Annotated in this window: 22 protein-coding genes; 14 read left to right on the top strand and 8 right to left on the bottom strand. The window is 66.1% G+C overall.

Translation table 11 applies throughout. From position 1 onward, the window contains the following. Window positions 1-13 precede the first annotated feature (13 nt). Window positions 14-1,066: an alanine racemase gene (alr, locus tag HUK65_RS01415; protein WP_179904338.1), complete on the top strand. Its 1,053-nt coding sequence runs from the start codon at window positions 14-16 to the stop codon at window positions 1,064-1,066. A gap of 61 nt (window positions 1,067-1,127) precedes the next feature. On the opposite strand, the gene HUK65_RS01410 is transcribed toward alr, so the two are convergent. The 8 genes from HUK65_RS01410 to HUK65_RS01375 form a co-directional block, all read right to left on the bottom strand. Next, a complete protein-coding gene (locus tag HUK65_RS01410) occupies window positions 1,128-3,458 on the bottom strand; it encodes a mechanosensitive ion channel domain-containing protein (RefSeq protein WP_179904337.1) in 2,331 nt (776 codons plus the stop codon). Window positions 3,459-3,552: 94 nt separating this feature from the next. Further along, complete coding sequence (gene metH, locus HUK65_RS01405) at window positions 3,553-6,264, bottom strand: methionine synthase (protein WP_179904336.1); 2,712 nt, start codon at window positions 6,262-6,264, stop codon at window positions 3,553-3,555. Further along, window positions 6,261-7,289, bottom strand: a complete 1,029-nt coding sequence (locus tag HUK65_RS01400) for a homocysteine S-methyltransferase family protein (RefSeq protein WP_179904335.1) — start codon at window positions 7,287-7,289, stop codon at window positions 6,261-6,263. Before HUK65_RS01400 ends, metH begins: the two co-directional genes overlap by 4 nt. Window positions 7,290-7,465: 176 nt before the next feature. Continuing rightward, the gene (locus HUK65_RS01395) at window positions 7,466-7,756 is read right to left on the bottom strand and encodes a glycine zipper 2TM domain-containing protein (protein WP_179904334.1); all 291 of its coding nucleotides are present in this window, start codon (window positions 7,754-7,756) and stop codon (window positions 7,466-7,468) included. Between the two features lie 122 nt (window positions 7,757-7,878). Beyond that, window positions 7,879-9,030, bottom strand: a complete 1,152-nt coding sequence (locus tag HUK65_RS01390; protein ID WP_327787009.1) for a CaiB/BaiF CoA transferase family protein — start codon at window positions 9,028-9,030, stop codon at window positions 7,879-7,881. Then, the gene (locus tag HUK65_RS01385; protein ID WP_179904333.1) at window positions 9,027-10,160 is read right to left on the bottom strand and encodes an acyl-CoA dehydrogenase family protein; all 1,134 of its coding nucleotides are present in this window, start codon (window positions 10,158-10,160) and stop codon (window positions 9,027-9,029) included. Before HUK65_RS01385 ends, HUK65_RS01390 begins: the two co-directional genes overlap by 4 nt. Beyond that, window positions 10,157-10,843 carry an alpha/beta hydrolase gene (locus tag HUK65_RS01380; protein ID WP_179904332.1) on the bottom strand — a complete coding sequence of 229 codons (687 nt, stop codon included), beginning with the start codon at window positions 10,841-10,843 and terminating at the stop codon, window positions 10,157-10,159. Before HUK65_RS01380 ends, HUK65_RS01385 begins: the two co-directional genes overlap by 4 nt. Further along, a complete protein-coding gene (locus tag HUK65_RS01375; protein ID WP_179904331.1) occupies window positions 10,840-11,469 on the bottom strand; it encodes a DNA-3-methyladenine glycosylase family protein in 630 nt (209 codons plus the stop codon). Before HUK65_RS01375 ends, HUK65_RS01380 begins: the two co-directional genes overlap by 4 nt. Window positions 11,470-11,565: 96 nt before the next feature. Here HUK65_RS01375 and HUK65_RS01370 point away from each other — a divergent pair, with 96 nt between their 5' ends. From HUK65_RS01370 to HUK65_RS01310, 13 genes are all read left to right on the top strand, one after another. Further along, the gene (locus HUK65_RS01370) at window positions 11,566-12,786 is read left to right on the top strand and encodes an MFS transporter (protein WP_179904330.1); all 1,221 of its coding nucleotides are present in this window, start codon (window positions 11,566-11,568) and stop codon (window positions 12,784-12,786) included. 390 nt (window positions 12,787-13,176) lie between these two features. Beyond that, the gene (gene mgtE, locus HUK65_RS01365; RefSeq protein WP_179904329.1) at window positions 13,177-14,541 is read left to right on the top strand and encodes a magnesium transporter; all 1,365 of its coding nucleotides are present in this window, start codon (window positions 13,177-13,179) and stop codon (window positions 14,539-14,541) included. Between the two features lie 147 nt (window positions 14,542-14,688). Next, on the top strand, window positions 14,689-15,396 hold the full coding sequence (locus HUK65_RS01360) for an MgtC/SapB family protein (RefSeq protein ID WP_179904328.1): 708 nt from the start codon (window positions 14,689-14,691) through the stop codon (window positions 15,394-15,396). A gap of 90 nt (window positions 15,397-15,486) precedes the next feature. After that, a complete protein-coding gene (locus HUK65_RS01355; RefSeq protein ID WP_179904327.1) occupies window positions 15,487-16,794 on the top strand; it encodes an HlyC/CorC family transporter in 1,308 nt (435 codons plus the stop codon). A 60-nt stretch (window positions 16,795-16,854) separates the two neighbouring features. Next, the gene (locus HUK65_RS01350; protein WP_179904326.1) at window positions 16,855-17,706 is read left to right on the top strand and encodes a hypothetical protein; all 852 of its coding nucleotides are present in this window, start codon (window positions 16,855-16,857) and stop codon (window positions 17,704-17,706) included. Window positions 17,707-17,812: 106 nt separating this feature from the next. Continuing rightward, entirely contained in the window at window positions 17,813-19,555 is a 1,743-nt protein-coding gene (locus HUK65_RS01345; protein WP_179904325.1) for an AMP-binding protein, read from the top strand. Between the two features lie 36 nt (window positions 19,556-19,591). Further along, window positions 19,592-20,491 carry a bile acid:sodium symporter family protein gene (locus tag HUK65_RS01340; protein WP_179904324.1) on the top strand — a complete coding sequence of 300 codons (900 nt, stop codon included), beginning with the start codon at window positions 19,592-19,594 and terminating at the stop codon, window positions 20,489-20,491. 214 nt (window positions 20,492-20,705) lie between these two features. Continuing rightward, entirely contained in the window at window positions 20,706-21,209 is a 504-nt protein-coding gene (locus tag HUK65_RS01335) for a type III secretion system chaperone family protein (protein WP_179904323.1), read from the top strand. 95 nt (window positions 21,210-21,304) lie between these two features. After that, window positions 21,305-22,111, top strand: a complete 807-nt coding sequence (gene proC, locus HUK65_RS01330; protein WP_179904322.1) for a pyrroline-5-carboxylate reductase — start codon at window positions 21,305-21,307, stop codon at window positions 22,109-22,111. Beyond that, window positions 22,108-22,443, top strand: a complete 336-nt coding sequence (locus HUK65_RS01325; RefSeq protein ID WP_179904321.1) for a tRNA-binding protein — start codon at window positions 22,108-22,110, stop codon at window positions 22,441-22,443. Before proC ends, HUK65_RS01325 begins: the two co-directional genes overlap by 4 nt. Window positions 22,444-22,456: 13 nt before the next feature. Next, entirely contained in the window at window positions 22,457-23,410 is a 954-nt protein-coding gene (locus HUK65_RS01320) for a 2-hydroxyacid dehydrogenase (RefSeq protein WP_179904320.1), read from the top strand. Between the two features lie 377 nt (window positions 23,411-23,787). Further along, window positions 23,788-24,201: a universal stress protein gene (locus HUK65_RS01315; RefSeq protein ID WP_179904319.1), complete on the top strand. Its 414-nt coding sequence runs from the start codon at window positions 23,788-23,790 to the stop codon at window positions 24,199-24,201. A gap of 34 nt (window positions 24,202-24,235) precedes the next feature. Next, complete coding sequence (locus HUK65_RS01310) at window positions 24,236-25,894, top strand: BCCT family transporter (protein WP_179904318.1); 1,659 nt, start codon at window positions 24,236-24,238, stop codon at window positions 25,892-25,894. Window positions 25,895-25,964: the final 70 nt, after the last annotated feature.

Raw genomic sequence — 25,964 nt, 5'->3', positions numbered from 1 at the left:
AACACACAGCGCCATGGCCCGTGCTTCGCTTGATATCGACCTTTCGGCAATCTGCGCCAACTGGCGCGCGCTGGATGCCATGTCCGGCCCGCAGACGCGGACGGCCGCCACCATCAAGGCCGATGCCTATGGGCTGGGCGCGGCCAAGGCTGCACCCGCGCTGATGGACGCTGGCGTGCGCGCGTTCTTCGTGGCAATCGCCGAGGAAGGCGCCACCCTGCGCCGGATTGTCGGCCCCGAGCCACGCATCCATGTCTACTCCGGACATATGGCCGGGGATGCCGGGCTGATCCGGGGCGCGCAACTGATCCCCATGCTGAATTCCATCGAACAGATGACCCGGCATTTCGAAACCCTGCCCGGCCATCCGTTCGGCGTGCAACTGGACAGCGGCATGAACCGGCTGGGCATGGAAGCGGGCGAATGGGGCGCCGTGGCCGCCCTGGCGCTGGAACAATCACCGGTGCTGGTCATGTCGCATCTGGCCTGTTCGGATGAGCCTGATCATCCGATGAACGCCCGGCAACTGGCCGAGTTTCGCCACCTGACCGACGGGATCAACGTGCCGCGCTCGCTTGGGGCGACGGGGGCCGTGCTGCTGGGGCCTGAGTATCATTTCGACATGACCCGCCCCGGGATCGGCCTTTATGGCGGACGCCCGTTTGACGATGCCCGCCCGGTGGTGCGCCTGTCGCTGCCGGTGATCCAGACCCGCGCGCTGGAGCCGGGCGAGACCGTGGGCTATGGCAACACCTTCACCGCGCCCGAGCCGATGTGGCTGGCCACCGTGTCGGCGGGCTATGCCGATGGCGTGTTGCGCGCGCTGTCCGGCAAGCCCATGCTTTACCAGGGTGATACCGCCTGCCCGCTGGTGGGGCGTGTCTCCATGGACCTGCTGACAGTGGATATCAGCGCGCTTGAGGACTGCCCACGCGTCCTGGACCTGATCTGCCCCGCGCAGGGGATTGACGATCTGGCCGATATGGCGGGCACCATCGGCTATGAGATCCTGACCGCCCTGGGGCCGCGCTATCTGCGCAGCTACGCAGGCGAAGCCGCCGCCTGAGCCACACCGCATGACCTGCAACGCAGGGGCGGCATCATGGGTGCCGCCCACGTTTTGCGGGTCAATCCTGCTCGGCCTCATCCGTGCCGGGCTGGTGGCGCGCGATGCGGTCCTTTTGATCGTGGGGGCGTGCGGGCACCTGCGGGGCATCGCGCCGTTCCTGTGTAGAACCTTCGGCAGGCCGCGTGTCGGCACCGCCTGCGGGCAGCGCAGGCACCCCCTGCCCGCCGTGATGACGCAGGTTCAGCGGCGGGGCGCTGCCATCCTTGTCCTGGCCCATGTAGAGCGTCATGTGCGGGAAGGGGATTTCAACCCCGGCCTCATCCAGCACACGCTTGATGATCTCGGTATAGGCGCGGCCGATGGCCCATTGCATCCCCGGCGTGGTCTTGATCCGCCCGCGCACCACCACCGACGAGTCCCCCAGCGAAACGATCCCCTGAATCTCCAGCGGTTCCAGGATTTCCGGCGCCAGTTCTTCGTTCTCGGCCAGGATCTCATAGGCGCGATGCATCAGCGCCTTCACCTCATCGGTGTTTTCACGATAGGCGACGCCGACCTCGGCCACATGGAAGGCAAAGCCCTTCATGAAGTTCGACACCATATCAACCGAGCTGAAGGGGATCAGGTGATAGGTGCCGCTCAGATCGCGCAGCCCCACCGAGCGCACGGTCAGCTTCTCCACCACCCCGGTCATGCCGCCCGCTGTAACCACGTCGCCCTCATTCATGGCGTTCTCAAACTGGATGAAGGCGCCGGTGATGATGTCCTGCACCAGCTTCTGCGCGCCAAAGCCGATCGCCAGACCCAGAACCCCGGCACCCGCCAGCAAGGGCGCGATGTTCACGCCCAGTTCGGCCAGGGTCAGCATGGCGGCAATGACGATCAGCGCAATGGTAAAGGCATTGCGGAACAGCGCCAGCAGCGTGCGTTCGCGCGCCGTGGGCACCTTGCCCACTGCCGGGTTCAGCCGATATTCGATGAACGAGGACAGCCCCAGCCAGACCAGCAGCGCCAGAACCACCACCAGCGCCGCCGAGACCAGCCGACCCGTGATATCGCGCCCCACTTCGGAGGCCACCCAGCCCAGGAAATCCATGAACTGCCAGGCCTGGGCAACGGCAATCAGCACCGCCAGCGCCACCAGCATGCGCACCACCTGCAGGATGGCGGGAACAAAGGCGTTCAGCCGATCCTCCAGCAACGGCAGCTTGGCGCGCAGATCCGCCGGAAGCCGCATCCCCCCCGTGATCGAGCGCGAGATGAAGGCCATGACCACCACGCCCGCCACCACGGCAATCACCGAATTGAGGGTCGCCATCAGCATGAACTGCAGCGCATCGGCGGGGCGCGTGGTCCAGACGGTGAACAGGGTCAGCAGATACAGGATCGCCAGCCAGTGCCAGAACCCGGCGATGATCGCCTCGACCCGTCCGATCATGTCGCCCGGGTCGCGTTCATAGCGGGCGCGCAGGGCCGCGGCCACGGGCGCGCGGTTCTGCAGGATGACCGTCACCGCAACCACCAGCGCCGTCACCACCAGCAGAATCAGCACGCTGCGCCCCACGGTGAACGAGACCGCCGCATTGACCACCGGCACCACCAGCAGCGCGCCATAGCCCAGCAGACTGACCAGACGCGAGCCCCAGAAATACCAATAGGCCGCGGTTTCATCGCTCATGGGGGCAAAGCGCAGGTTCGGATAGCGCGGCGCGGCGATGCCGCGCAGGATGACCTTGGTCAGTTCGACCAGCAGAAAGGCGTTCAGAAACAGGCTCTGGCGGAAATCCATGGCGCCGGGTTCGCCAGTGAACAGCGCGAATACATACCCCCCGCCCCAGGCCAGCAATATGATCAGCGCATCGATCAGGCTGGACCCTATCAGCCACAGTGCCGACAGGATCCACCCGCGCCGCCCCGCCCGCCGGGACATGGCGCCAAAGATCAGCGCGCCAAGCATACGCAAGGCAAGGAACAACCCGATGGTGACCACCATCACCAGACCGAGTGCAAAGGCAATATCGGTCAGCTCCGCCCAGTCGATCCGGGTTTCACCCGTTGCAACCTGCATCAGGTCGGTCACATTGCCCAGCAGGCCGAACAGGAAACCGGTCGTCGTTTCGGCCACATCGCGCGTGTATTCGGCGATCTGGCGGGCCAGCGACATCTGCGTTTCCGGCGCAGGCTCAGGCGCCGCGGCCAAGGGCGGGTCGGCGGCGACAGCTGCAGCTTCCAGTTGCCGGATCAGCGCATCCCGCGCGTCCTCATCTCGCAGGATGTCGGCCAGAACGGCCGCGACATCGGGTTCAGCCGCCGCTTCAGGTCCGGCAACGGTCTGCGCCTGTGCAGGCAGGACAAGGACAAAGATCAGCAGCAACGCACGAAGCAGCATCCGATTCCTCTAAATCATGAATGTTGCATGCGAGATACCTCATTGAGGCGGAAAGGCAAACCGCGCGGACCGAACACGCGCGCAGATGCCCGCCTCAGGCCGCGCGGCGCGTGCCGTGCTTGCCGGGGGTGTAGTTCAGCACCGGCGCCAGCCAGCGTTCGACCTCGGCCACATCCATCCCCTTGCGGGCGGCATAGCTTTCCACCTGATCGCGCTCAACCCGTGCCACGCCGAAATAATACGCCTCCGGATGGCCGATATAGAGGCCGGACACCGACGATCCCGGCCACATCGCCATGCTTTCGGTCAGGGTCACACCGGTTGCGGCCTCGGCATCGAGCAGCCGGAACAGGGTCTGCTTTTCGGTGTGATCCGGCTGGGCGGGATAGCCGGGCGCGGGGCGGATGCCGTCATAGGGCTCGGCGATCAACTCTTCGGGGGTGAAGGCTTCATCGGGGGCGTAGCCCCAGAAATCGCGCCGGACCCGCTCGTGCAGGGCCTCGGCCATGGCTTCGGCAAAGCGGTCCGCCAGGGCCTTGACCATGATGCTGGAATAATTGTCATTCGCGCGGTCAAAGCGCTCGGCGATCTCGGCTTCCTCGGGGCCTGCGGTCACGACAAAGCCGCCGATATGGTCTGCGCCGGTGGGGGCCACGAAATCGGCCAGCGCCAGATTGGGGCGGGCGTTGCGCTTCGGCACCTGCTGGCGCAGCGTGTGGAAGGTGGCCAGCACATCGGCGCGCTGCGCATCCCTGTAAAGCTGGATATCATCGCCCACCGCATTTGCGGGCCAGAAGCCCACCACGGCGCGCGGGGTGAACCAGCGCTCGGCGATGATCCGCTCCAGCATGGCCTGTGCATCGGCAAAGAGCGCGCGGACAGCCGCGCCCTGCTGGGGGTCCTCCAGAATACGCGGATAGACGCCCTTGAACTCCCATGTCTGAAAGAAGGGCGTCCAGTCGATGTAACGCGCGATATCGGCCAGGTCCCAGTCATCAATCACCCGCGCGCCGGTGAACTGCGGCGCGGTGGGCGTATAGGCGCCCCAGTCCAGCTTCAGCGCATTGGCACAGGCGGCAGCATAGCCGAGGCGCTGCTTGGCGTATTCGCTGCGGGCGTGGCGTTCGGCAACCTGCGCATACTCCGCACGGATACCGGCGGTGTAATCATCCTGCTGCGCCGGGCTGAGAAGCGCGCCCGCCACGCCCACGGCGCGGCTGGCATCATGGACATGCACCGCCTGCCCGCGCGTATAGCAGGGCGCGATCTTGACCGCCGTATGCACCTTCGAGGTTGTGGCCCCGCCGATCAGCAGCGGAATGTCAAACCCTTCACGCTGCATTTCGCTGGCCAGATGCACCATTTCATCCAGGGACGGCGTGATCAGCCCCGAAAGCCCGATGATATCCACCTCCTCCTCGCGCGCGATCTGAAGGATCTTCTGCGGTGGCACCATCACGCCCAAGTCGATGATCTCATAGTTGTTGCAGGCCAGCACGACGCCGACAATATTCTTGCCGATGTCATGCACATCACCCTTCACGGTGGCCATCAGCACCTTGCCCGCAGTCTGCCGCCCCGCGCCCCCGTTCAGGCGCTTTTCCTCTTCCATATAAGGTAGCAGCACAGCCACGGCCTGTTTCATCACCCGGGCGGATTTGACCACCTGCGGCAGGAACATCTTGCCCGCGCCGAACAGGTCGCCCACCACATTCATCCCCGCCATCAACGGCCCTTCGATCACATCGAGCGGGCGGGCGGCGGTCTGGCGGGCTTCTTCGGTGTCGGCCTCGACAAACTCGGTGATCCCGTTGACCAGCGCGTGTTCCAGGCGTTTTTCCACCGGCCAGTCACGCCAGGCCAGATCGCGCACCTTTTCCTCGCGCGCCCCACCCCGGAAACGCTCGGCGATCTCCAGCAGCCGCTCGGTCCCTTCACTGCGACGGTTCAGGACCACATCCTCGCAGGCCTCGCGCAATTCCGGGTCGATCTGGTCATAGACCGCCAGCTGGCCCGCATTCACGATCCCCATATCCATCCCCGCCTGAATGGCGTGATAGAGGAACACCGCGTGCATCGCCTCGCGCACCGGCTCATTGCCGCGAAAGCTGAACGAGAGGTTGGACACCCCGCCCGACACATGCGCATGGGGGAGGTTTTCGCGAATCCATCGCGTGGCCTCGATGAAATCCACGCCGTAATTGTCATGCTCCTCGATCCCCGTGGCGACGGCAAAGATATTGGGGTCGAAGATGATATCCTCGGGCGGGAAGCCGATCTCATCCACCAGAATGGCGTAGGCGCGGGCGCAGATTTCGGTCTTGCGGGCGAATGTGTCGGCCTGGCCGGCCTCGTCAAAGGCCATGACCACCACCGCCGCGCCATAGGCCAGGCACAGGCGGGCGTGGTGGCGGAACTCCTCCTCGCCCTCCTTCAGGCTGATGGAATTGACCACCGATTTGCCCTGCACGCATTGCAGCCCGGCCTCGATCACCTCCCATCGGGAACTGTCGATCATCACCGGGACGCGGGCGATATCGGGCTCTGATGCGACAAGGTTCAGGAACTCCACCATCGCCGCCCTGGAATCGATCAGCCCCTCATCCATGTTGACGTCGATGATCTGGGCGCCATTTTCCACCTGATCGCGGGCGACCTCCAGCGCGGCGGCATAGTCGCGGTTGACGATCAGCTTGCGGAACTTCGCGCTGCCGGTGACATTCGTGCGCTCCCCCACATTCACAAAGGGAATATCCGGGGTCAGCACAAAGGGTTCCAGCCCCGAAAGGCGCAGGTAACGGGTCATGGCAGGGTCCTTGGGGGATGATCGACCACGGCATCGGCGATGGCGCGGATATGGTCCGGGGTGGTGCCGCAGCAGCCACCGACGACATTGACCAGCCCCTCGCGGGCGAAATCGGCGATCTGGTCGGCGGTGTCTTCGGGGCCTTCGTCATAGGCGCCGAATTCATTGGGCAGGCCAGCATTGGGATAGGCGCAGGTCAGCGTATCCGCCACCCCTGCCAGTTCCGCCAGATGCGGGCGCATGGCGCTGGCGCCGAGCGCGCAATTCAGCCCCACGGTCAGCGGGCGCGCATGCATCACCGAATGCCAGAAGGCCGTGGGCGTCTGCCCCGAAAGCGTCCGCCCCGAGGCATCGGTGATCGTGCCCGAGATCATCAGCGGCAGCGGCGTGCCGGTTTCGCCAAACACCTCGAAGGCCGCAAAGATCGCGGCCTTGGCGTTGAGCGTGTCAAAGATGGTTTCGATCAGGATCAGGTCCACCCCGCCCCCGATCAGCCCGCGGATCTGCTGGCCATAGGCGATGCGCAGATCATCAAAGCTGACGGCGCGAAAGCCGGGGTCATTCACATCGGGGCTGAGGCTGGCGGTGCGGTTCGTCGGCCCCAGCGCCCCGGCCACAAAGCGTTCGCGCCCGTCGATGGCGGTGGCGCGGTCACAGGCCCGCCGTGCGATCCGCGCACCTTCGGCGTTCAGGTCATGCACCGCGCCTTCCAGACCGTAATCGGCCTGCGCGATGCTGGTCGAGGAAAAGGTGTTCGTCTCCACGATATCCGCCCCGGCCATGGCGAAATCGAAATGGATCTCCTCGATCGCCTGCGGCTGGGTCAGGTTCAGCAGATCATTGTTGCCCTTTTGCGGCTGGTCGGAGTGATGGCCGCAGCCGCAACCCTGGCCCGCGTAGTCCGCTTCGCCCATGCCAAGCGCCTGGATCATCGTGCCCATGGCGCCATCCATCATGAGGATGCGCTGGCGGGCCAGCTTACGCAGGCGGGTTTCGGCGGCGGGAAGTGTGAAATGTCTGGTCATGATTGGCTCCGATCAGCCTTGCCCCTACCAGACCCGGAACAGAAAGTGAAATTCATGATTCAGATGATGAATATGAATGGATTTCATACTCTGGACTCTGCTCGGGCACTTCCGGGCCCCAAAAGGAAACGGCGCGGTCAAAGCCGCGCCGTTCTGAATCATGCCCTGCAAGAAGGTCAGCGCGGGCAGGGCCGCACGTCATAGACGTCATTGCCACGGCTGTCGCGCCCGGCGTAATAGGCGCATTCATTGGTCTGCTGGTTACGTGCAACCAGCGTGCCCACGGCAGCCCCGGCCAGCGTTGTGGCAATGGTCCAGTTGGTGTTGGCCCGCAGCGCGCTGGCGGTCAGCAGCCCGGCCCCGGCGCCGATGACGCCCCCGGCCAGCATCTGCTGGTCGCTGGTCATCTGGCACCCGGCGACGGTCATCGCCCCGGCCAGTACTGCGGCGGTAAAGAATTTTGTCATGGTCTTCCCTTTCGATGCGCCTGACGTCCCAGGCATCGTATCACCCGTTTGCACCTGGCGTAAGGGTGCAGTTGCGCCGACTGTTCAACACATTGCGTGCGAATTGGTTCCCCCGGGATGGATCAAGGTTCGATGATCCCGCGGGCGCGCAGGCTGTCGATCCGGTCGGCGCCGATGCCCCAATCCGCCAGCACAGCACCGGTTTCCGCCCCTGCCGCCCCCGCCGGGCCCGGCGTCGCGGGCGGCGTGGAGGAGAACCTTGGCGCGGGTGCAGGCTGGGTCACGCCGCCGGGGGCGATGAAGGCGCGGCGCGCGGCATTATGCGGATGCGCGGGGGCCTCGTCCCAGTCCAGCACCGGTGCCACACAGGCGTCCGAGCCGTCAAACAGCGCCTCCCAATGCGCGCGGGGGTGCGCGGCGAAACGCGCGGCCAGATCGGCGCGCTGCTGGGGCCAGAGCGTGGGGTCATCCTGCGCCGGCACCGGGTCAATCCCCATGCGGGTGCAGAATTCGGCAAAGAACTTGCCCTCGATCGCGCCCACGGCCATGAAGCCCCCATCGGCGCATTCATAGGTGCCATAGAAGGGCGCGCCCCCGTCCAGCAGATTCGCGCCCCGCGCGCCGCCCCAGGCGCCCCCGGCGCGAAAGCCCCAGAGCATGGTCGCCAGCAGCGCCGCGCCTTCGGTCATGGCCGCATCCACCACCTGCCCCTGCCCCGTGGCCCGCGCGTGCCACAGCCCGCACATCATGCCAAAGGCCATCAGCATGCCCCCGCCGCCGAAATCCCCCACCAGGTTCAGCGGCACGGTCGGCGGGCCATCGCCCGGCCCCATCGCCCCCAGCACGCCGGACAGCGCGATATAGTCGATGTCATGCCCCGCGCGGGGCGCCATGGGCCCGTCCTGCCCCCAGCCGGTCATCCGCCCATAAACCAGCGCGGGGTTAAGCGCGAGCGCAGGCGCTGGCCCCAGGCCCAGCCGCTCCATTACCCCGGGGCGGAAGCCTTCGATCAGCCCGTCGGCGCGGGCGATCATATCCAGCAGCACCGCCGCCGCGCCCTCGGCCTTCAGGTCGATGGCCATGGACCGCCGCCCGCGTGCCAGCACGTCAAACCGCGTGTTCATCAGCGGGATGTCACCGCCCGCGCGCAAGGGGTGCACGCGGATGACCTCGGCCCCCATGTCCGACAGCATCATGGCGGCGAAGGGCGCGGGGCCGATCCCTGCCATCTCGATGATCCGCAGCCCCGCCAGCGGACCCTTCGGCGTGCTCACGCGGTCATCCCCCGCAGGATCAGCAGCTTCTGGATGTCCGAGGTGCCCTCATAGATCTGGCACACCCGCACATCGCGCCAGATGCGCCCCAGCGGGTAATCGGCGGTATAGCCATAGCCGCCCAGCGTCTGGATCGCGTCCGAGCAGATGCTCTCGGCGGCCTCCGAGGCATAGAGCTTCGCCATCGCGGCCTCGGTCAGGCAGGGGATGCCCGCATCCTTCAGCCGCGCGGCGTTCAGGACCAGTTGGCGCGCGGCCTCCAGCTTCGTGCGCGCATCCGCCAGCCGGAAGCCCACCGCTTGATGCGCCACCAGCGGCTTGCCGAAGCTCTGACGTTGCTGCGCATAGGCCAGCGCGATGTCCAGCGCCGCCTGCGCCATGCCCACCGCCTGCGCGGCAATGCCGATCCGCCCCGTTTCAAGCGAGGACAGCGCGATGCGATAGCCCGCGCCTTCTTCGCCGATACGCAGATCCTCGGGGATTTCCAGCCCGTCAAACCGCAGCGCGGCGGTGTCCGAGGCATCCTGCCCCAGCTTGTCCTCCACCCGCGTCACCACATACCCCGGCGCGTCGGTAGGGGTGAGGAAGGCAGTGATCCCGTCCTTGCCGCTGGCCCCTTCCATCCGCGCGAACAGGATCGCCCAACCGGCGATTGCACCGCTGGTGATGAAGACCTTTTCCCCGTCGATCACATAGCCCGCACCCTGACGCCGCGCGCGGGTGCGGATGGCGGCGGCGTCGGACCCCGCCTGCGGCTCGGTCAGGGCAAAGGCGCCGATGAAGGCCCCTTCCGCCGCAGGGCGCAGCACCCGCGCCTGCTGATCCGGAGAGCCAAACCGCTGCAGGATCGCATTGAACGGCGCGTTATGGACGCTCATCACGGTGGAAACCGCGCCATCGCCCGCCGCAACCTCCATCAACGCCAGGGCATAGGCCACGTAATCGGCGCCGACGCCGCCCAGATCCTCGGGGACCGTCATGCCCAGGAACCCAAGTTCGCCCATCTGGGCCAGAACCTCGGGCTCGATCGCCTTGGCCTTGGCGCGGGCCTCGGCCCCCGGGGCCAGCACGTCGCGGGCAAAGGCGCGGGCCGTGTCGCGGATCAGGCGCTGTTCATCGGTCAGAATCATGCGGCACCTCCCGGGGCGGTGTAGCCCGGCAGCTTGTCGCGCAGGAAGCTGAGCGCCAGCGACAGCCCGTCCGGGGCGATCCCGTGGCCGGTGCCCTTGGAGACATGGCCATAAACCTCGAACCCCGCGCCTTGCAGCGCCTGCGCGGCCTCAGGCAGGGATTGCACCGGCACCACCTCGTCGGCATCGCCATGGATCAGCAGCACCGGGGGGCGGCTGACGGTTTCGGCGCCCAACGCCTCGGGGCGCATGAGGCGGCCGGAGAAGCCCACCACGCCCGCCACCGGCGCCGCCCGGCGCGGGGCGATCTGCAGGCTCATCATCGTGCCCTGGCTGAAGCCCACCAGCGCCAGCGCCTCGGGCGGCAGGCCCTCGTCGGCCAGCACCCGGTCCACAAAGGCGTTCAGGTCATCGGCGGCCTGCAACAGCCCCGCCTGGGCCGCCGCCTCGGAGGAGCCGTCAAGCCAGGGAATGGGAAACCACTGGTAGCCCATGGGGTTGTTGGTGCACGGGTCCGGCGCGTCGGGGGCGTAGAAGGCCGTGTCCGGCAGATGCGGCGCCAGCGGCTCAGCCAGCCCCAGAAGGTCCGCGCCATCGGCGCCATAGCCATGGACAAACACCACGACCGAGCGCGCCCGCCCCTGCGCCGCGCCCCGACGCCCCGATTGAAGTTCCCGCGTCATGCCACCCCCTCGCGTTCCTTTTCCACGCGGTAATAGGCCCAGAGCAAGCCCGCCGCAACCGTGCGCCAGGGCGACCAGGCCTCGGCCCGCCGGCGCAGGGCGGCCTCGCGCGGGCGGTCCGGCAGGGCAAACAGCATCCGGGTGGCCTCTTGCAGGGCCAGATCGTTGGGGGCGAAGACATCGGCGCGGCCCAGGCTGAACATGGCGTATATCTCGGCGGTCCAGCGGCCCACGCCGGGAACACGGACCAGCTCCGCCACCACGGCGTCATCGGGGGCGCTGCGCAGGGCGTCGAAATCGATCCCCGCATCGGCCAGCGCCCGGGCATAGCGGATCTTCTGGCGCGACAGGCCCGCGGCGCGCAAATCATCATCGCTGGCCGCCGCAATGGCGGGCGGAGAGATCAGCCCCGCCCCCTCCATTCGCCCCCAGATGGCGCGGGCGGCGGCCACGCTCACCTGCTGGCTGACAATGGCGGCCAGCAGCGCGTCGAACCCGTCCGCCCGCCGGCGCAGCGGCGGCACCCCGGTCAGCGCCAGCGCATCGGCGAAGCGCGGCTCGGCCCTGGCCAGCCAGTCCGCGCCCTCGGCCATGCAGGCCTCGCTGTGCAGAATACGTCCAACCATTGCGCGCCCTTTCCGTTGCCTTCGCGGCACAGTGCCACGCGCGCGCGGGCGAAAACAGCCCTTTCCCTTCGCCGGGATCGGCGCTAGCAAAGCGCCATGACCGAGGCCACGCTCCCCCCCCCATCCGACGCCCGCGCGCGGCGCAATGTCGCCGTTCTGGTTGCCGCACAGGCGATCATGGGTGCGCAGATGCCCATGATCTTTACCATCGGTGGGCTGGCCGGGCAGACGCTGGCGGCGAATCTGTGCTTTGCCACGCTGCCGATTTCGATGATCGTTCTGGGATCGATGCTCTCGGCCACGCCGCTGGCGGCCTTCATGCAGCGCTACGGGCGGCGGGCTGGGTTCATCCTGTCCTGCGCGGGCGGCACGGTGGGCGCGGTGATCGGCGCCATGGCGCTGCTGCAAGGGTCCTTCGGGCTGTTCCTGCTGGGCTCGCTGCTGACCGGCATCTACATGTCCGGGCAGGGCTTCTACCGGTTTGCGGCCACCGACACCGCCAGCCCCGAGTTCCGGCCAAAAGCGATCAGCTATGTCATGGCCGGGGGGCTGCTGGCAGCCGTTCTGGGGCCGCAACTGGTCAAGGTCACGGCCGATTCCATGGTGATCCCCTTCCTGGGGACCTATCTGGCGGTGATCGCGCTGAATGTCATCGGCATCTTCCTGTTCTGGTTCCTGGACATCCCCAAACCGGCCCAGCCCGAGGACGGCGCCCCCAGGGCCCGCTCGCGCATGGAACTCCTGCGCTCTCCGGTCATTGCCGTGTCGGTGATCTGCGCCACGGTCAGCTATGCGCTGATGAACCTGGTGATGACGTCGTCACCACTGGCCGTGGTCGGCTGCGGGTTTGAAACGGCGGATGCGGCGAATGTGGTCTCGGCCCATGTGCTGGCCATGTATGCGCCCTCGTTCTTCACCGGGCACCTGATCGCACGCTTTGGCGCCACGCGGATCGTGGGGTTGGGGCTGGCGATCCTGGCCGCCTCCGGCGCAGTAGCGATGATGGGCGTGGAGCTGGAGCATTTCTTCGTCGCCATGATCCTGCTGGGGCTGGGCTGGAACTTCGGCTTCATCGGCGCCACCACCATGCTGGCGGCCCACCACACGCCCGAGGAACGCGGCCGCGTCCAGGGCATGAATGACCTGATCGTCTTTGGCGGCGTGTTCCTGGCCTCGCTCAGCTCCGGCGGGCTGATGAACTGCGTGGGCAGCGATGCGCAGACCGGCTGGCAACTGGTGAACCTGGCCATGCTGCCCTTCCTGGTGCTGGCGGGTGCGGCGCTGATCTGGCTGGCCGCCCGCCCGCGTGAGGTCTGACCCCGCCCGGATATCGCGCGACCGCCCGCCACCAGGACCCCAAAGCGCCCGAAGCGCGCGGGGTGGGCGGGTGGGCGCGCGCTTCGGGCGCTTTTCCGGCCCGGTGGACATACCGACCTGACCCTGCCGAAATCTTCCAACAGAGGTTGACACCTCCCCTCCTGCCGGTTACCCCGCCCACGCTTTTGGCGCCCGGATGGTCCGGGCGCATCATCGGAGGCAACCATGGACGACGGAAGTAGGATCACGGCCCCGTGCCATGTTTCGCATTCGTGCGATCCGTTCCATGGGGCCGTCATCTTCCAGAACATCAATCCGGTCTGACGGCAGGGCGCCTGATCTGAGGTCACGCGCGCAGGGCCGTCCGGCCCTGTGATCGGAGTATGACCGATGAACACCGTAACCCTGAACGGGGCGGCGCTCGACCGCTTCCTGCGCAACAATGACCTGAACTCCATCAAGGTCGCGCTGCGCCACGAACACCCGGCCGATATCGTCGGCATGATCGGCGACATGACGCCCGAGGACATGAGCCGCGTGCTGCTGTGCCTTGATGAGGCGAAGCAGGCCACGCTCTTCGGCTATTTCAGCCACGACACCCAGAAACAACTGGCCCAGGCGCTGGACCGGCGCGACATGGCGCGGATCTTCGGCGCCATGGCCCATGACGAACGCGCCGACCTCTTCGCCGAACTGGAGGACGATCAGAAGAACGCCCTGCTGCCGGCACTTGCCCAGGCCGAGCGCGAGGACATGCGCAAGCTGGCCGCTTACCCCGAAGGCACGGCCGGCTCGGTCATGACCTCGGACTACGCGACCGTGCCGCCGCATCTGACCACGGTGCAGGCGGTGGAGCATCTGCGCCGCGTGGCCCCGGACGCCGAGACGATCTACCACTCCTATGTGCTGGACGAGGAGCGCCGCCTCATCGGCACCGTGTCCCTGCGCGACCTGATCGTGGCGCGCGATGACGCGCGGGTCGAGGAGATCATGCGCCGCGAGCCGCCCTTCATCCGCGCCGAGGACAAGCGCGAGGAGGCCGTGGAGAAGATCCGCAAATACGACCTTCTGGCCCTGCCGGTGATCAACGGCGGCGACCGGCTGGCCGGGATCGTCACCTATGACGATGCCATGGACGTGGCGCGCGAGGCCGAGGACGTGAGCTTCGTCAAGACCTCGGCCGTGGCGGGCCTGGGCACCTCGATGCTGAGCGCCTCCATCGGGCTCTTGTATCGCAAGCGGGTGCCCTGGCTGGTGATCCTGGTCTTCGGCAACATCTTCTCGGGCGCGGGGATCGCCTATTTCGAGGATACGATCGCGGCCTATATCGCGCTGGTCTTCTTCCTGCCGCTGCTGGTCGATTCGGGCGGCAACGCAGGCAGCCAGTCGGCCACCATGATGGTGCGCGCACTGGCCACGGGTGATGTGCGGATGAAGGACTGGGGCAAGATGGTCACGCGCGAGGCCGCGGTGGCGGGGCTTCTGGGCCTGACCATGGCGCTGGCGGTATCGGCCATCGGCATTTTCCGCGGCGGGCCGGAGATCGCCTTGGTGGTGTCGCTGACGATGGTGCTGATCGTGCTGGTGGGCTCGCTCATCGGGATGTCGCTGCCCTTCATCCTGAGCAAGTTCAAGCTGGACCCCGCCGCAGCTTCGGCGCCGCTGGTGACGTCGCTGGCCGATGCGATCGGCGTGATCATCTATTTCGCCATGGCAACCTGGCTGCTGGATGTATCGGCGGCGGCTGCCGGCTGAACGTCATGAAACCTTTGCCTGCTGCTGGCAGGCCGTGGACGGGGGGCGCTGCCCCCCGTCGCGCGTCCGCGCAAGGCTCCGCCGGGCGTATTTCCGGCAAGATGACGCCGCGTGGTCCAGGGAACACAGACCGTGAAGGAGGCAACCATGGCGCCGATCACATTCGAAGAGGCGGCGATCAACCTGCTGGCAGCGCTGGTGCTGGGCGGGTTGGTCGGCGCCGAACGGCAGTGGCGCCAGCGGCTGGCCGGATTGCGCACCAACACGCTGGTGGCGCTGGGTGCGGCCAGTTTCGTGGTGTTCTCGGCGATCTACCCTGACGAGATCAGCCCCACGCGGGTGGCGGCACAGATTGTGTCCGGGATCGGATTTCTGGGCGCGGGCATCATTTTCCGCGAAGGCTTCAACGTGCGCGGGTTGAACACGGCGGCAACGCTGTGGTGCTCGGCCTCGGTCGGCATGCTGGCGGGTGCGGGGGCCTGGGACTTCGCCGCGCTGATGACCGGCATGGTGGTGTTTGTGAACCTGGCATTGCGTCCGCTGGTGCAGCGGCTCAACCGCCAGCCCATCGAAAGCACCGAACTGACCCGCAACTATGAGGTCGAGATCGTCTGCCGCTCGGCGCAGGAGGCCCATGTCCGCGCATTGCTGCTGAACGGCTTTGCCGAGGGCGGCTTGCATCTGACGGGGCTGGAATCGCGCGATATCGAAGACAGCGACCGCGTGGAGGTCACCGCCGAAGCCAATGCCGAAGGCACGACGGATGCCGCCATGGAGACAATCGTGGGGCGGCTGAGCCTGGAGCCTGCGGTCACAGCGGCGCGCTGGCGGGTGGACGCGCGCGACCACACGTGACACCGCAGGGGCTGGACGGGCCACCGTGGCGCCCGTAATGATCCTGATGCGGACCACAGGTATCGGTCGCTCAAACGGATACGGGAGTTCATGGCGGAAGCGGGTGCGTTGCTGGACACGGCATTCTGGGTCACCATCGCGTGCATCCTGATGCTGATCGCGGTTTCAGGGTTCTTTTCCGGCAGCGAGACGGCGCTGACCGCATCCAGCCGGGGCAAGTTGAAATCCCAGGAAGACAAGGGCGACACGCGCGCGGGAACCGCGCTCAAGCTGACCGAGGACAGCGAGCGGCTGATCGGCGCCATCCTGCTGGGCAACAATCTGGTGAACATCCTTGCCGCGTCCCTGGCAACGGCGCTGTTCACGCGCTTGTTCGGCGAAAGCGGCGTGGCGCTGGCCACGCTGATGATGACCGTTCTGGTTCTGGTCTTTGCCGAGGTGCTGCCAAAGACCTATGCCATCACCAACCCCGAAACCGCCGCCGGACGCGTGGCCCCAGTGCTGCGCCCGATCGTCGCGATCTTCGCGCCGGTGGTCAATGTGGTGCGGTTCATCGTGCGCCGGGTGCTGGCGCTGTTTGGCGTGCGGATCGACCCGGACCGCCATGTGCTGTCCATCCATGAGGAAATCGCCGGCGCCCTGGCGCTGGGCCATTCCGAGGGGATGCTGGAAAAGGAACACCGCGACCGGTTGCTGGGCGCCCTGGATCTGGGCGAGCGCACGGTCGAGGAAATCATGCTGCACCGCAGCCAGATCGAATTCATTGATGCCGACACGCCGATGGAGGAGGTCATTGCGCAATGCGTGCAGTCTTCGCATTCGCGCCTGCCCGTGTTCCGCGGAGAGCAGGAGAACATCATCGGCGTGCTGAACGTGCGCGACCTGATGCGCGAGGTTCACCATCATCTCAGCCATGGCAAGGGGCGGCTGAAGCGGGTGCGTCACCTGCGGCTCGAATCCATCGTCCGCCCGCCCTATTTCGTGCCCGAAACCACGCCGCTGGACGAACAGATGCGCCATTTCCTGCAACGGCGGAACCATTTTGCGCTGGTGGTGGATGAATATGGCGCGCTGCACGGGCTGATCACGCTGGAGGACATCCTGGAGGAGATCGTCGGCGAGATCGAGGATGAATACGACACCGCCGAAAGCACGCCCTTGCTGACGATCGAAGGCGGCGAGGTGCTGGTGGATGGCGCCATGACCATCCGTGACCTCAACCGCGCCACGGACTGGTCCCTGCCCGATGACGAGGCGATCACCGTGGCCGGGTTGCTGATCCACGAGGCACAGCAGATCCCCCAGCAGGGTCAGGTGTTCGGCTTTCACGGCTTCCGCTTCGAGGTGGTGGAACGCGTGGAGAACCGTCTGACCCGCCTGCGCATCCGCGCCTTGTAGCGCCATCTTCCACACCCCTGCAGGAGATTTTGCCCAGTGCCAGACCGAATGCCAGACCGAGTGCCCGCCCCTCAGCCCGACCCGATGCGCCCGTCCATCGAAATCGCCACGCTCAGTCACCGCCCGGAAGTGCTGGAGGCCAATCTGCGCCGCTCTCCCTGCGTTGCCGAAGGGGTGCTGCCGCTCACGGTGATCCCGGATGCGCCCACGGCCTCCGAAGGGAACAACCGCGCGCTGGACAGCACCCGGGCGGATATTGTGGTTCTGGCGCATCATGACGTCTATCTGCCCCGCGGCTGGGAGGCCGTGCTGGAACAGCGCATCGCCGAGGTCACGGCGATTGACCCGGACTGGGGGCTGATCGGCGCCTTTGGCATGGTCGAGGTCGAAAAGGGCTATGGGCCGGTGTGGTCGTCCTCATTGGGCATGATTGTGGGGCGCGTGGGGATGGAGCCCCTGCCGGTGCTGGGCTTTGATGAGTTGCTGGTGGTGGTGCGCCGGGCCTCGGGGTTGCGCTTTGACGAAGGGTTGCCGGGATATCACCTCTGGGGCACCGATATCGTGGCCGAGGCGCGCGCCCGCGGCAAGGGCGCCTGGGTCTGCTCCCTGCCCCTGGTCCATAATGACGAGTTCCACGAAGGCATGGATGCCAGTTTCATCACTGCCTATCGCTATCTGCAACGCAAGTGGCGCGACCGGCTGCCGTTGCGCAGCCCCATTACCTATATCACCCGCTCGGGGCTGACGATCTATCGCTGGCACTGGAAGAACTACCGCTCACGCGCGTTCAGGATGTCGCTGGCACAGGATCCCGCGACCCTGGACCCGCAAGAGATCGCGTGGCGTTGCGGTTGGGCTGATCTGCGCCCCGGTCCGAAAACGCCGCAGCGTCACATTCCCGGGGGGCCGTAGCGTCATCTCCCCGCGCAGCCTTGACGGACCGTGATCGCCTCGCCAATGCTGATCGGCACAGGAGGACACTTGCGCGGGAGATCCCGCCAGGCGGAGGAGATCGGAAATGACGTCGCCCGAATGGGAGAGGCGCCCATGGCTTGCGGCCTATGGCAAGGATATCGAAGCCAGGCTGCCTGAGCCGCGCTATGCCAGCCTGGCCGAAATGGCGCACACCGCCTGCACCCGCTACGCTGATCGCACCGCCTTTACCTGCGTGGTGCCCAACGGAATGAACGGCTCGCTCACCTATGCGCAGGTGAATGAGATGTCGGATGCCTTCGCCGCCTTCCTGCGCATCGACTGCGATCTGGACCCCGGCGACCGGGTGGCGGTGCAACTGCCCAACACCCTGCCCTATCCGGTGGTGGCGCTGGGCGTGCTCAAGGCCGGTTGCGTTCTGGTCAATACCAACCCGCTCTATACCCGGTCGGAAATGCGCCACCAGTTCACCGATGCCGAGGTGAAGGTGCTGGTGATCGTGGATATCTTTGCCAACAAGCTGGCCGATGTGATCCCTGACAGCGGCATCGAGCGCGTGGTGCTGGCCGGCGTGCCCGAGTTCTTTCCCCGCGTGCCCGAATTTATCGTCCGCACCGTGCAGAAGGTCTGGACGCGCGCCCTGCCGCCGATCCCCGACCTGCCCATCCCCGTCACCCGCATCCGCGCCGCCCTGGCCGCCGGGCGCGCGCACAAGGCCGATGCGCAGCAATGGTGGCAGGGGCTGGAGCGGCGCAACCTGGCGCTGCTGCAATATACCGGCGGGACCACCGGCGTGGCCAAGGGCGCCATGCTCAGCCATGGCGCGATGCTGGCCAATATCGACCAGGTGCTGGCCATGGGCCGGGCCTATATGGACCGGGAAACCTGCGTGCTGACGGCGCTGCCGCTCTATCACATCTTTGCCTTCACGGCGAATTTCCTGGCGTTCTTTGACATCGGCGCGCGCAATGTGATGATCCCCTCGCCCCGCCCGGTGCAGAATCTGCAACGCGCGATCGAGAATTATCCCATCACCTGGATCACCGGGGTGAACACGCTCTTCAACGCGCTGACGAACGAAGAATGGTTCACTGCCCACCCGCCCCGGCATCTGGTTGCCGCCATCGCCGGGGGCACCGCGCTGCACGCCGCCGTGGCAAGGCGCTGGCAGGAGGTCACCGGCAAGCCCGTCGCCGAAGGCTATGGGCTGACCGAATGCGCGCCCGTGGTCAGCTTCAACCCCATGGGCGCGGAATCGCGCCCCGGCAGCATCGGCGTGCCCGTGCCCGGCACCGACATTGCCCTGGTCGATGACGATGACGCCCCCGTGGACCCCGGCCAGCCCGGAGAGCTGATCGTCAAGGGCCCACAGAACATGGACGGCTACTGGCGACGCCCCGAGGATACCGACAGCACCCTGCGCAACGGCTGGGTCTATACCGGCGACGTGGCCGTCATGGATGAAGAAGGTTATCTGCATATCGTGGACCGCAAGAAGGACCTGGTCCTTGTGTCCGGCTTCAACGTCTACCCCAACGAGATCGAGGACGCGCTGGCGAAGCTTGATGCTGTGCTGGAGGCCGCCGTGGTCGGCATCCCCGACGAAAAGACCGGCGAGGCCGTGCGCGCCTATGTCGTGCCCAACCCCGACCATGCGGGCGATCCGCTGACGCGCGACGCGGTGATCAAGCATTGCCGGACGCTGCTGGCCTCTTACAAGGTGCCGCGGTCGGTCATCATCCGCGATGAGCTGCCCAAATCGCCCATCGGAAAGATCCTGCGCAAGGATCTGAAGGCAGAGGTGCGCCGCGAGTTCGAAACCGCCTGAGCCACAAGCCCCACCACCAGACAACGGACCCCCGCCATGATCACACCGCTTGAAACAACGCTTCTGGGGATCATGATGATGGTCATCATGCTGGGCATGGGGGCGTCGATGACCTGGCGCGATTTCATGCTGGCATTCCGCAAGCCGCGCGGGATCATCGTGGGGCTGACCAGCCAGTTCCTGGTCATGCCCGCGCTGGGCTTTGCCCTGGCCATGGCGCTGGGGCTGCCGCCGGCGATGGCGGTGGGGCTGATCCTGATCGCCTGCATGCCCGGTGGGACCACCTCGAACATCTTCGCCTATTTCTCCAAGGGCGTGCTGGCGCTGTCGATCATGATGACCACGGCCTCGACCATGGTGGCGGTGGTGATGGTGCCGATCCTGCTGACCTTCTACAGCGGGCTGGCGGGGATCGGCGCCGAATTCGTGATCCCGGCGGGCAACGTGGCGCAGGTGCTGGTGGTGCTACTGGTGCCCACGGCGCTGGGCATGGTGCTGCGCAAGGTCAACCCCAATATCGGCGCCACGGTCGAACTGATCGGCTCGCTCATGGGGGTGGTGGTGATCCTGTTCCTGATCGTCACCTGGGTGCCGCGCAATTATCAGATGCTTCTGGACACCGGCGCCCCCTTCTATGTGGCCACCATCGGCATCGGCCTGGCGGGGATGCTGTTTGGCTACTGGTTCGCCCGCACCCTGCGCCAGGACCCCAACCGCGCGCGCACCATCAGCCTGGAAACCGGCATCCAGAACGGGCCGCTGGCGGTGCTGGTCATCACCCTGTCCTTCACCGGGGAAATGCAGCAGGATGTGCTGTTCATCCCGGTGCTGTATTCGCTGTTCATCGTGCTCAGCTCCACGCTGGTGACCATCTGGTACCGGCGCAACGCCACCCGTGAGGAACTGGCCCGCGATGCCGCCAAGGTGCGCAACTGACCGGACCGGTCGCACCAGCGGCAATGCAATCGTGCCACATATTGCGCCCCGCCCCGGTTTGCGCTGCACGGTCACGGATTTTCTGCTTTACAGACTCGGGGAATAGGACCACCATATCTGGTAACGAGCACCCCGGGTCACACAGCTCTTGGCCAGCGACACCGGGTCTGGTAGAGGCGGCGCGAACAAGCCGCACAGGCGGAAGGGGCAGGGCATGACATACACCGATACGGATCTGACCACCTCCGATATCCATCCGATCGACATCGTCGAATCGCTGGCCGAAACCCGCGCCTGGGAATTCGACCGGGTGGGTGAGGATCAGATCGCCATGGCCGTCGAAGGGCAATGGCGCACCTATTCGCTGACCCTCGCCTGGTCTGGCGGCGATGAGACGCTGCGCCTGATCTGCTCGTTCGAGATGGAGCCCCCCGAAAGCCGCCAGCCCGCGCTTCTGGATGCGATCAACCGCGCCAATGACCTGTTGTGGTCCGGCAGTTTCAGCTTCTGGAACGCGCAAAGCCTGATGGTCTGGCGCTATGGGTTGCTGCTGACGGGCGGACAGATGGCCAGCAGCGCCCAGATCAGCCGCATGATCCAGGAGGCCGTTGCCGCCTGCGAACGCTTCTACCCGGCGTTTCAGCTGGTCACCTGGGCCGACCGTGACCCGGCCGAAGCCATGGGCATCGCCATCGCCGAGGCCTATGGCCGCGCCTGAGCGCAGCCCATGTCTGCCCTGCGTCCCCTGCCCGCTTGAACAGCTTCCGCTCTGGCCCTAGGGTGCAGCGCTGCAACGATGGGAGCGAGGGCGCGATGGAACGGATCAACCGCAAGGGACTGGTCTTGCTGGGCTGCGGCAAGATGGGCTCGGCCATGCTGGCGGGGTGGCTGGCGCGGGGCGTGGAGCCGGGCGCGGTCTGGATCATCGACCCCAAGCCCTCGGACTGGCTGCGCGCGCAGGGCGTGCATCTGAACGCCGAATTGCCAACAGATCCGGCGGTGGTGGTGGTGGCGGTCAAACCGCAGATGATGGGCGACGCCCTGCCCGCCCTGCAAAGCTTCGGCAATGGCGCCACGCTGTTCCTGTCGGTGGCCGCCGGAACACCGATTTCCGCCTTCGCTGCGGCACTGGGCGCGCAGACCCCGATCGTGCGCGCCATGCCCAACACGCCCGCCGCCGTGGGCCGCGGCATCACCGCCATCGTGGCCAATGACCCGGCCGGGGCCGACGGGCTGGCGCTAGCCGAAGCGCTGCTGTCCGCCGTGGGCCAGGTGGTGCGGCTGGAGGATGAATCGCAGATGGATGCGGTCACGGCGGTCTCGGGCTCAGGGCCGGCCTATGTGTTCCACCTGATCGAAACCCTGGCCGCGGCGGGCGAGGCCGAAGGGCTGGCCCCCGAACTGGCCCTGCAACTGGCCCGCGCGACCGTCGCCGGGGCGGGTGCCCTGGCCGAGAACGCCGATGACTCGCCCGCCCAGTTGCGCATCAATGTCACCAGCCCCAACGGCACCACCGCCGCCGCGCTGGAGGTGCTTATGGATGAGCGCGAGGGCTTCCCCGCCCTGCTGCGCCTCGCCGTGGCCGCCGCCGCCAACCGCTCGCGCGAGTTGGGGCAATGACCCTCAGTTTCGATGATTTCCTGAAGGTCGATATCCGCGCCGGAACGATTACCCGCGCCGAACCCTTCCCCGAGGCGCGCAAACCCGCCCTCCGCCTGTGGATCGATTTCGGCCCCGAGATCGGCGAGAAGAAATCCTCGGCCCAGATCACCGAACTTTACACCCCCGATGCGCTGATCGGGCGGCAGGTCATGGCCGTAGTCAACTTCCCCCCCCGCCAGATCGGACCCGTCCGGTCCGAGGTGCTGGTGCTGGGGGTTTCGGATGCCGAAGGCCGGGTTGTGCTGCTGACCCCGGACCAGGATGTGCCCAATGGCCAGCGGATGCACTGAAAGGAACGCTGCAATGGAACTCTTCATCACCCGCCCCCTGCCCGACAAGGTTGTGGCCGAAGCCCGCAAGCATTTCACCGTCACCATGCGTGACCAGACCACGCCGCTGAAACTGGGCGAGATGCGCGCCGCGCTGACGCTCTATGACGTGGTGCTGCCGACCCTGGGCGATCAGTTCTCGGCCGAGGTCTTTTCCGAGGTACCCAAGCCGCGCTGCAAGCTGCTGGCCAATTTTGGTGTGGGCTACAACCATATCGATGTGGCGGCGGCCCGGGCTGCGGGCGTGGCCGTCTCCAACACCCCCGGCGCCGTGACCGAGGCCACCGCCGATATCGGGCTGATGCTGATGCTGATGACCGCGCGCCGCGCGGGCGAAGGCGAGCGGATGGTGCGCGCAGGCAAATGGGAGGGATGGCACCCCACGCAGATGCTGGGGCTTCATCTGAGCGGCAAGGTGCTGGGCGTGATCGGCATGGGGCGGATCGGCCAGGCGATTGCACGGCGCGCCCATCACGGGCTGGGCATGGAGGTGGTGTTTCACAACCGCTCGGCCAAGTCGGTCGAGGGGATGGCCGCCCGGCAACTGGACAGCATCGCCGCGGTGATGCAGGCCGCCGACATGGTGGTGATCGCCGTCCCCGGTGGCGCCGAAACCCGCCATCTGATTGATGCAAAAGCGCTTTCGGCCATGCAGCCCCATGCGCATCTGGTCAATATCGCCCGCGGCGATATCATCGACGAGGCCGCCCTGATCGCCGCGCTGCAGGAAGGCCGGATCGCCGGCGCGGGCCTGGATGTCTATGAGTTCGAACCCAAGGTCCCGCAGGCGCTGATGGACATGGAGAACGTGGTCCTGTTGCCGCATCTGGGCACCTCGGCACTGGAAGTGCGGATCGATATGGGGATGATGGCGGTGGCCAATGCCGTGGCGCTTGCCGAAGGGCGGGACCTGCCAAACCCGGTCTAGAGCGTGTCGCGTTCATTCGCATTCACGCGACACGCTCTAACTTATTGTGGTCGCATGTTTTGCGCGCAAAACCGGTTCCCACTTTTGCGCAACATGCTCTAGCAGGCGGCCCCCCGAACCTCATGCACATGGGTTGCGGCCGGGGTTTGCAACACCCCGCCCCGAAAGCGCCGACCGCGGGTGCCTGGTGCATGCGTGCCCCGGGCGCTGGAAAACGGCGTCCCGTTGCGACCTCGGAACGTCGTTTTTTGAACTTTCACAGTCGCGGGAGGTTTCTGACCCCTACGATTGCGTGATAGGGTTTTTGTGCGGCAGGCGCTTCGGAGGCGCCTGGTTTTTGCGCAATGCCAAACAAGCAAGCAGAAAGGAGGGAGCCAGTGTACCAGAAACTTCTTGTGCCTGTGGATCTGGGCCATGTGGAACGGCTGCCCAAGGCCCTGAATACCGCGGCCGATCTGGCAAAACACTATGGCGCCAGCGTGGTCTTTGTGTCCGTCACCGCCGAGACCCCGACACCAATCGCCCGCACGCCGCAGGAATTTGGCGAAAAGCTTGACGCCTTTGCCCGGGACCAGGCTGCGGAACACGGGATCACCGCACACTCCCGCGCCTATGCCAGCCATGATCCGGCCATTGACACCGACAAGACCTTGATTAATGCAATCAAGGAGTTGCAGGCCGATCTTGTGGTGATGGCCTCGCATGTTCCGGGGGTGACGGATTACCTCTGGGCCGGACATGGGGCGACGATTTCCGCCCATAGCGATGTTTCGGTCTTTCTGGTCCGCTGAGGCCGCATGACGACAACACAAACGGGGGATACCCATGAGTGACGAACAGGAGCAGGAGTCCATCCCGGCGCCCGAAGGGGCTTCGGACATCATTGAAACCGACTATGAGATCGGTCAGGACAATATCACGCCCTCGATCGGCCCGTTCGGGCTGGATATCCACAATCCGGTTTTCGCCATTTCCGGCCTGGTCACGGTGGCATTTGTCATCCTCACCCTGGCCTTTCAGGCGCAGGCAGAACCGCTTTTCACCGCCATGCGCGGCTTCCTGACCTCGAATTTCGACTGGTTCTTCCTGATGGCCGGCAACATCTTCGTGCTGGTCTGCCTCGGGATTCTGATCTCGCCGCTGGGCAAGGTCCGCATCGGCGGCGCGGATGCCACGCCTGATTACGGCTATGCCGGATGGTTCGCCATGCTGTTTGCCGCCGGCATGGGCATTGGCCTGATGTTCTTTGGCGTGCTGGAGCCGGTCTATTACTTTGCCACCCCCTGGGGTGACCAGCCGCTGATGCGCGATATCGGCGTGGTGGATGGCGAACTGGCCGATCCGGCAACGCTGGAAGCCGCACGCCTGACCGCCATGGCGGCGACGATCTATCACTGGGGCCTGCACCCCTGGGCGATCTATGCCGTGGTGGCCCTGTCGCTGGCGCTCTTCGCCTATAACAAGGGGCTGCCGCTGACGGTGCGGTCGATCTTCTACCCGATCTTTGGCGAGCGTATCTGGGGCTGGCCGGGCCATGTCATCGACATTCTGGCAGTGTTTGCCACGCTCTTCGGGCTGGCAACATCGCTGGGCTTCGGGGCGCAGCAGGCCTCGGCGGGGATCGGCTTTGTCTTCGGCCTCGAAGGCGCGGGCGAGAACGTGACCTATGCCGTCTTGCTGATCGGCGTCATCACCATTCTTGCGCTTGGTTCGGTCCTGCGGGGCCTCGATGGCGGCGTGAAGCGGCTGTCGGAACTCAACATGGTGCTGGCGATCCTTCTGATGATCTTCGTCATCCTGGTTGGTCCGACGGTGGCGCTGGTGTCGCAGTTCTTCGGCAACCTGGGGGCGTATTTCTCCGAGATCCTGGCCCTGTCGAACCCGGTGGGCCGCGATGATGACGGCTACCGCCAGGGCTGGACGGCCTTCTACTGGGCCTGGTGGATCAGCTGGTCGCCCTTTGTCGGCATGTTCATCGCGCGGGTCAGCCGCGGGCGCACGGTGCGCGAATTCATCATCTGCGTGCTGCTGATCCCCACCATCGTCTCGGCTATCTGGATGACCAGCTTTGGCGGCACCGCCATCCAGCAGGTGATTGATCGCGTTGCCGAAAGCGCGGTCTATGGCTATGTCGTCGCCGATTACGTGCCCGAGCTGTCGCTCTTCGGCATGCTGTCGGAACTGCCCATGGCAACGGTCTCCTCGATCATCGCCATCATCCTGGTGATCGTGTTCTTCGTCACCTCGTCGGATTCGGGCTCGCTGGTGATCGACACCATCACCGCCGGCGGCAAGATCAACGCCCCGGTCAGCCAGCGCGTGTTCTGGGTGATCTTCGAGGGTCTTCTGGCGGCGGCACTGCTGCTGGGGGGCGGCTTGATCGCGCTGCAAGCGGCGGCGGTATCAACCGGGTTGCCCTTTGCCATCGTGCTTCTGATCGCCTGCTACGCCCTTGTCAAAGGGTTGATGAGCGAGCCCAGGTAGCACAGGCACCGATACACGAACCAGGGGGGCGCTTCGGCGCCCCCTTTTCCTTTCGGCCGCCCCCCCTGCC

Source organism: Rhabdonatronobacter sediminivivens (assembly GCF_013415485.1).
Lineage (GTDB): Bacteria > Pseudomonadota > Alphaproteobacteria > Rhodobacterales > Rhodobacteraceae > Rhabdonatronobacter > Rhabdonatronobacter sediminivivens.
The sequence above is the reverse complement of the archived record's forward strand: the minus strand, read 5'-3'. Positions and strand labels throughout refer to the sequence as shown.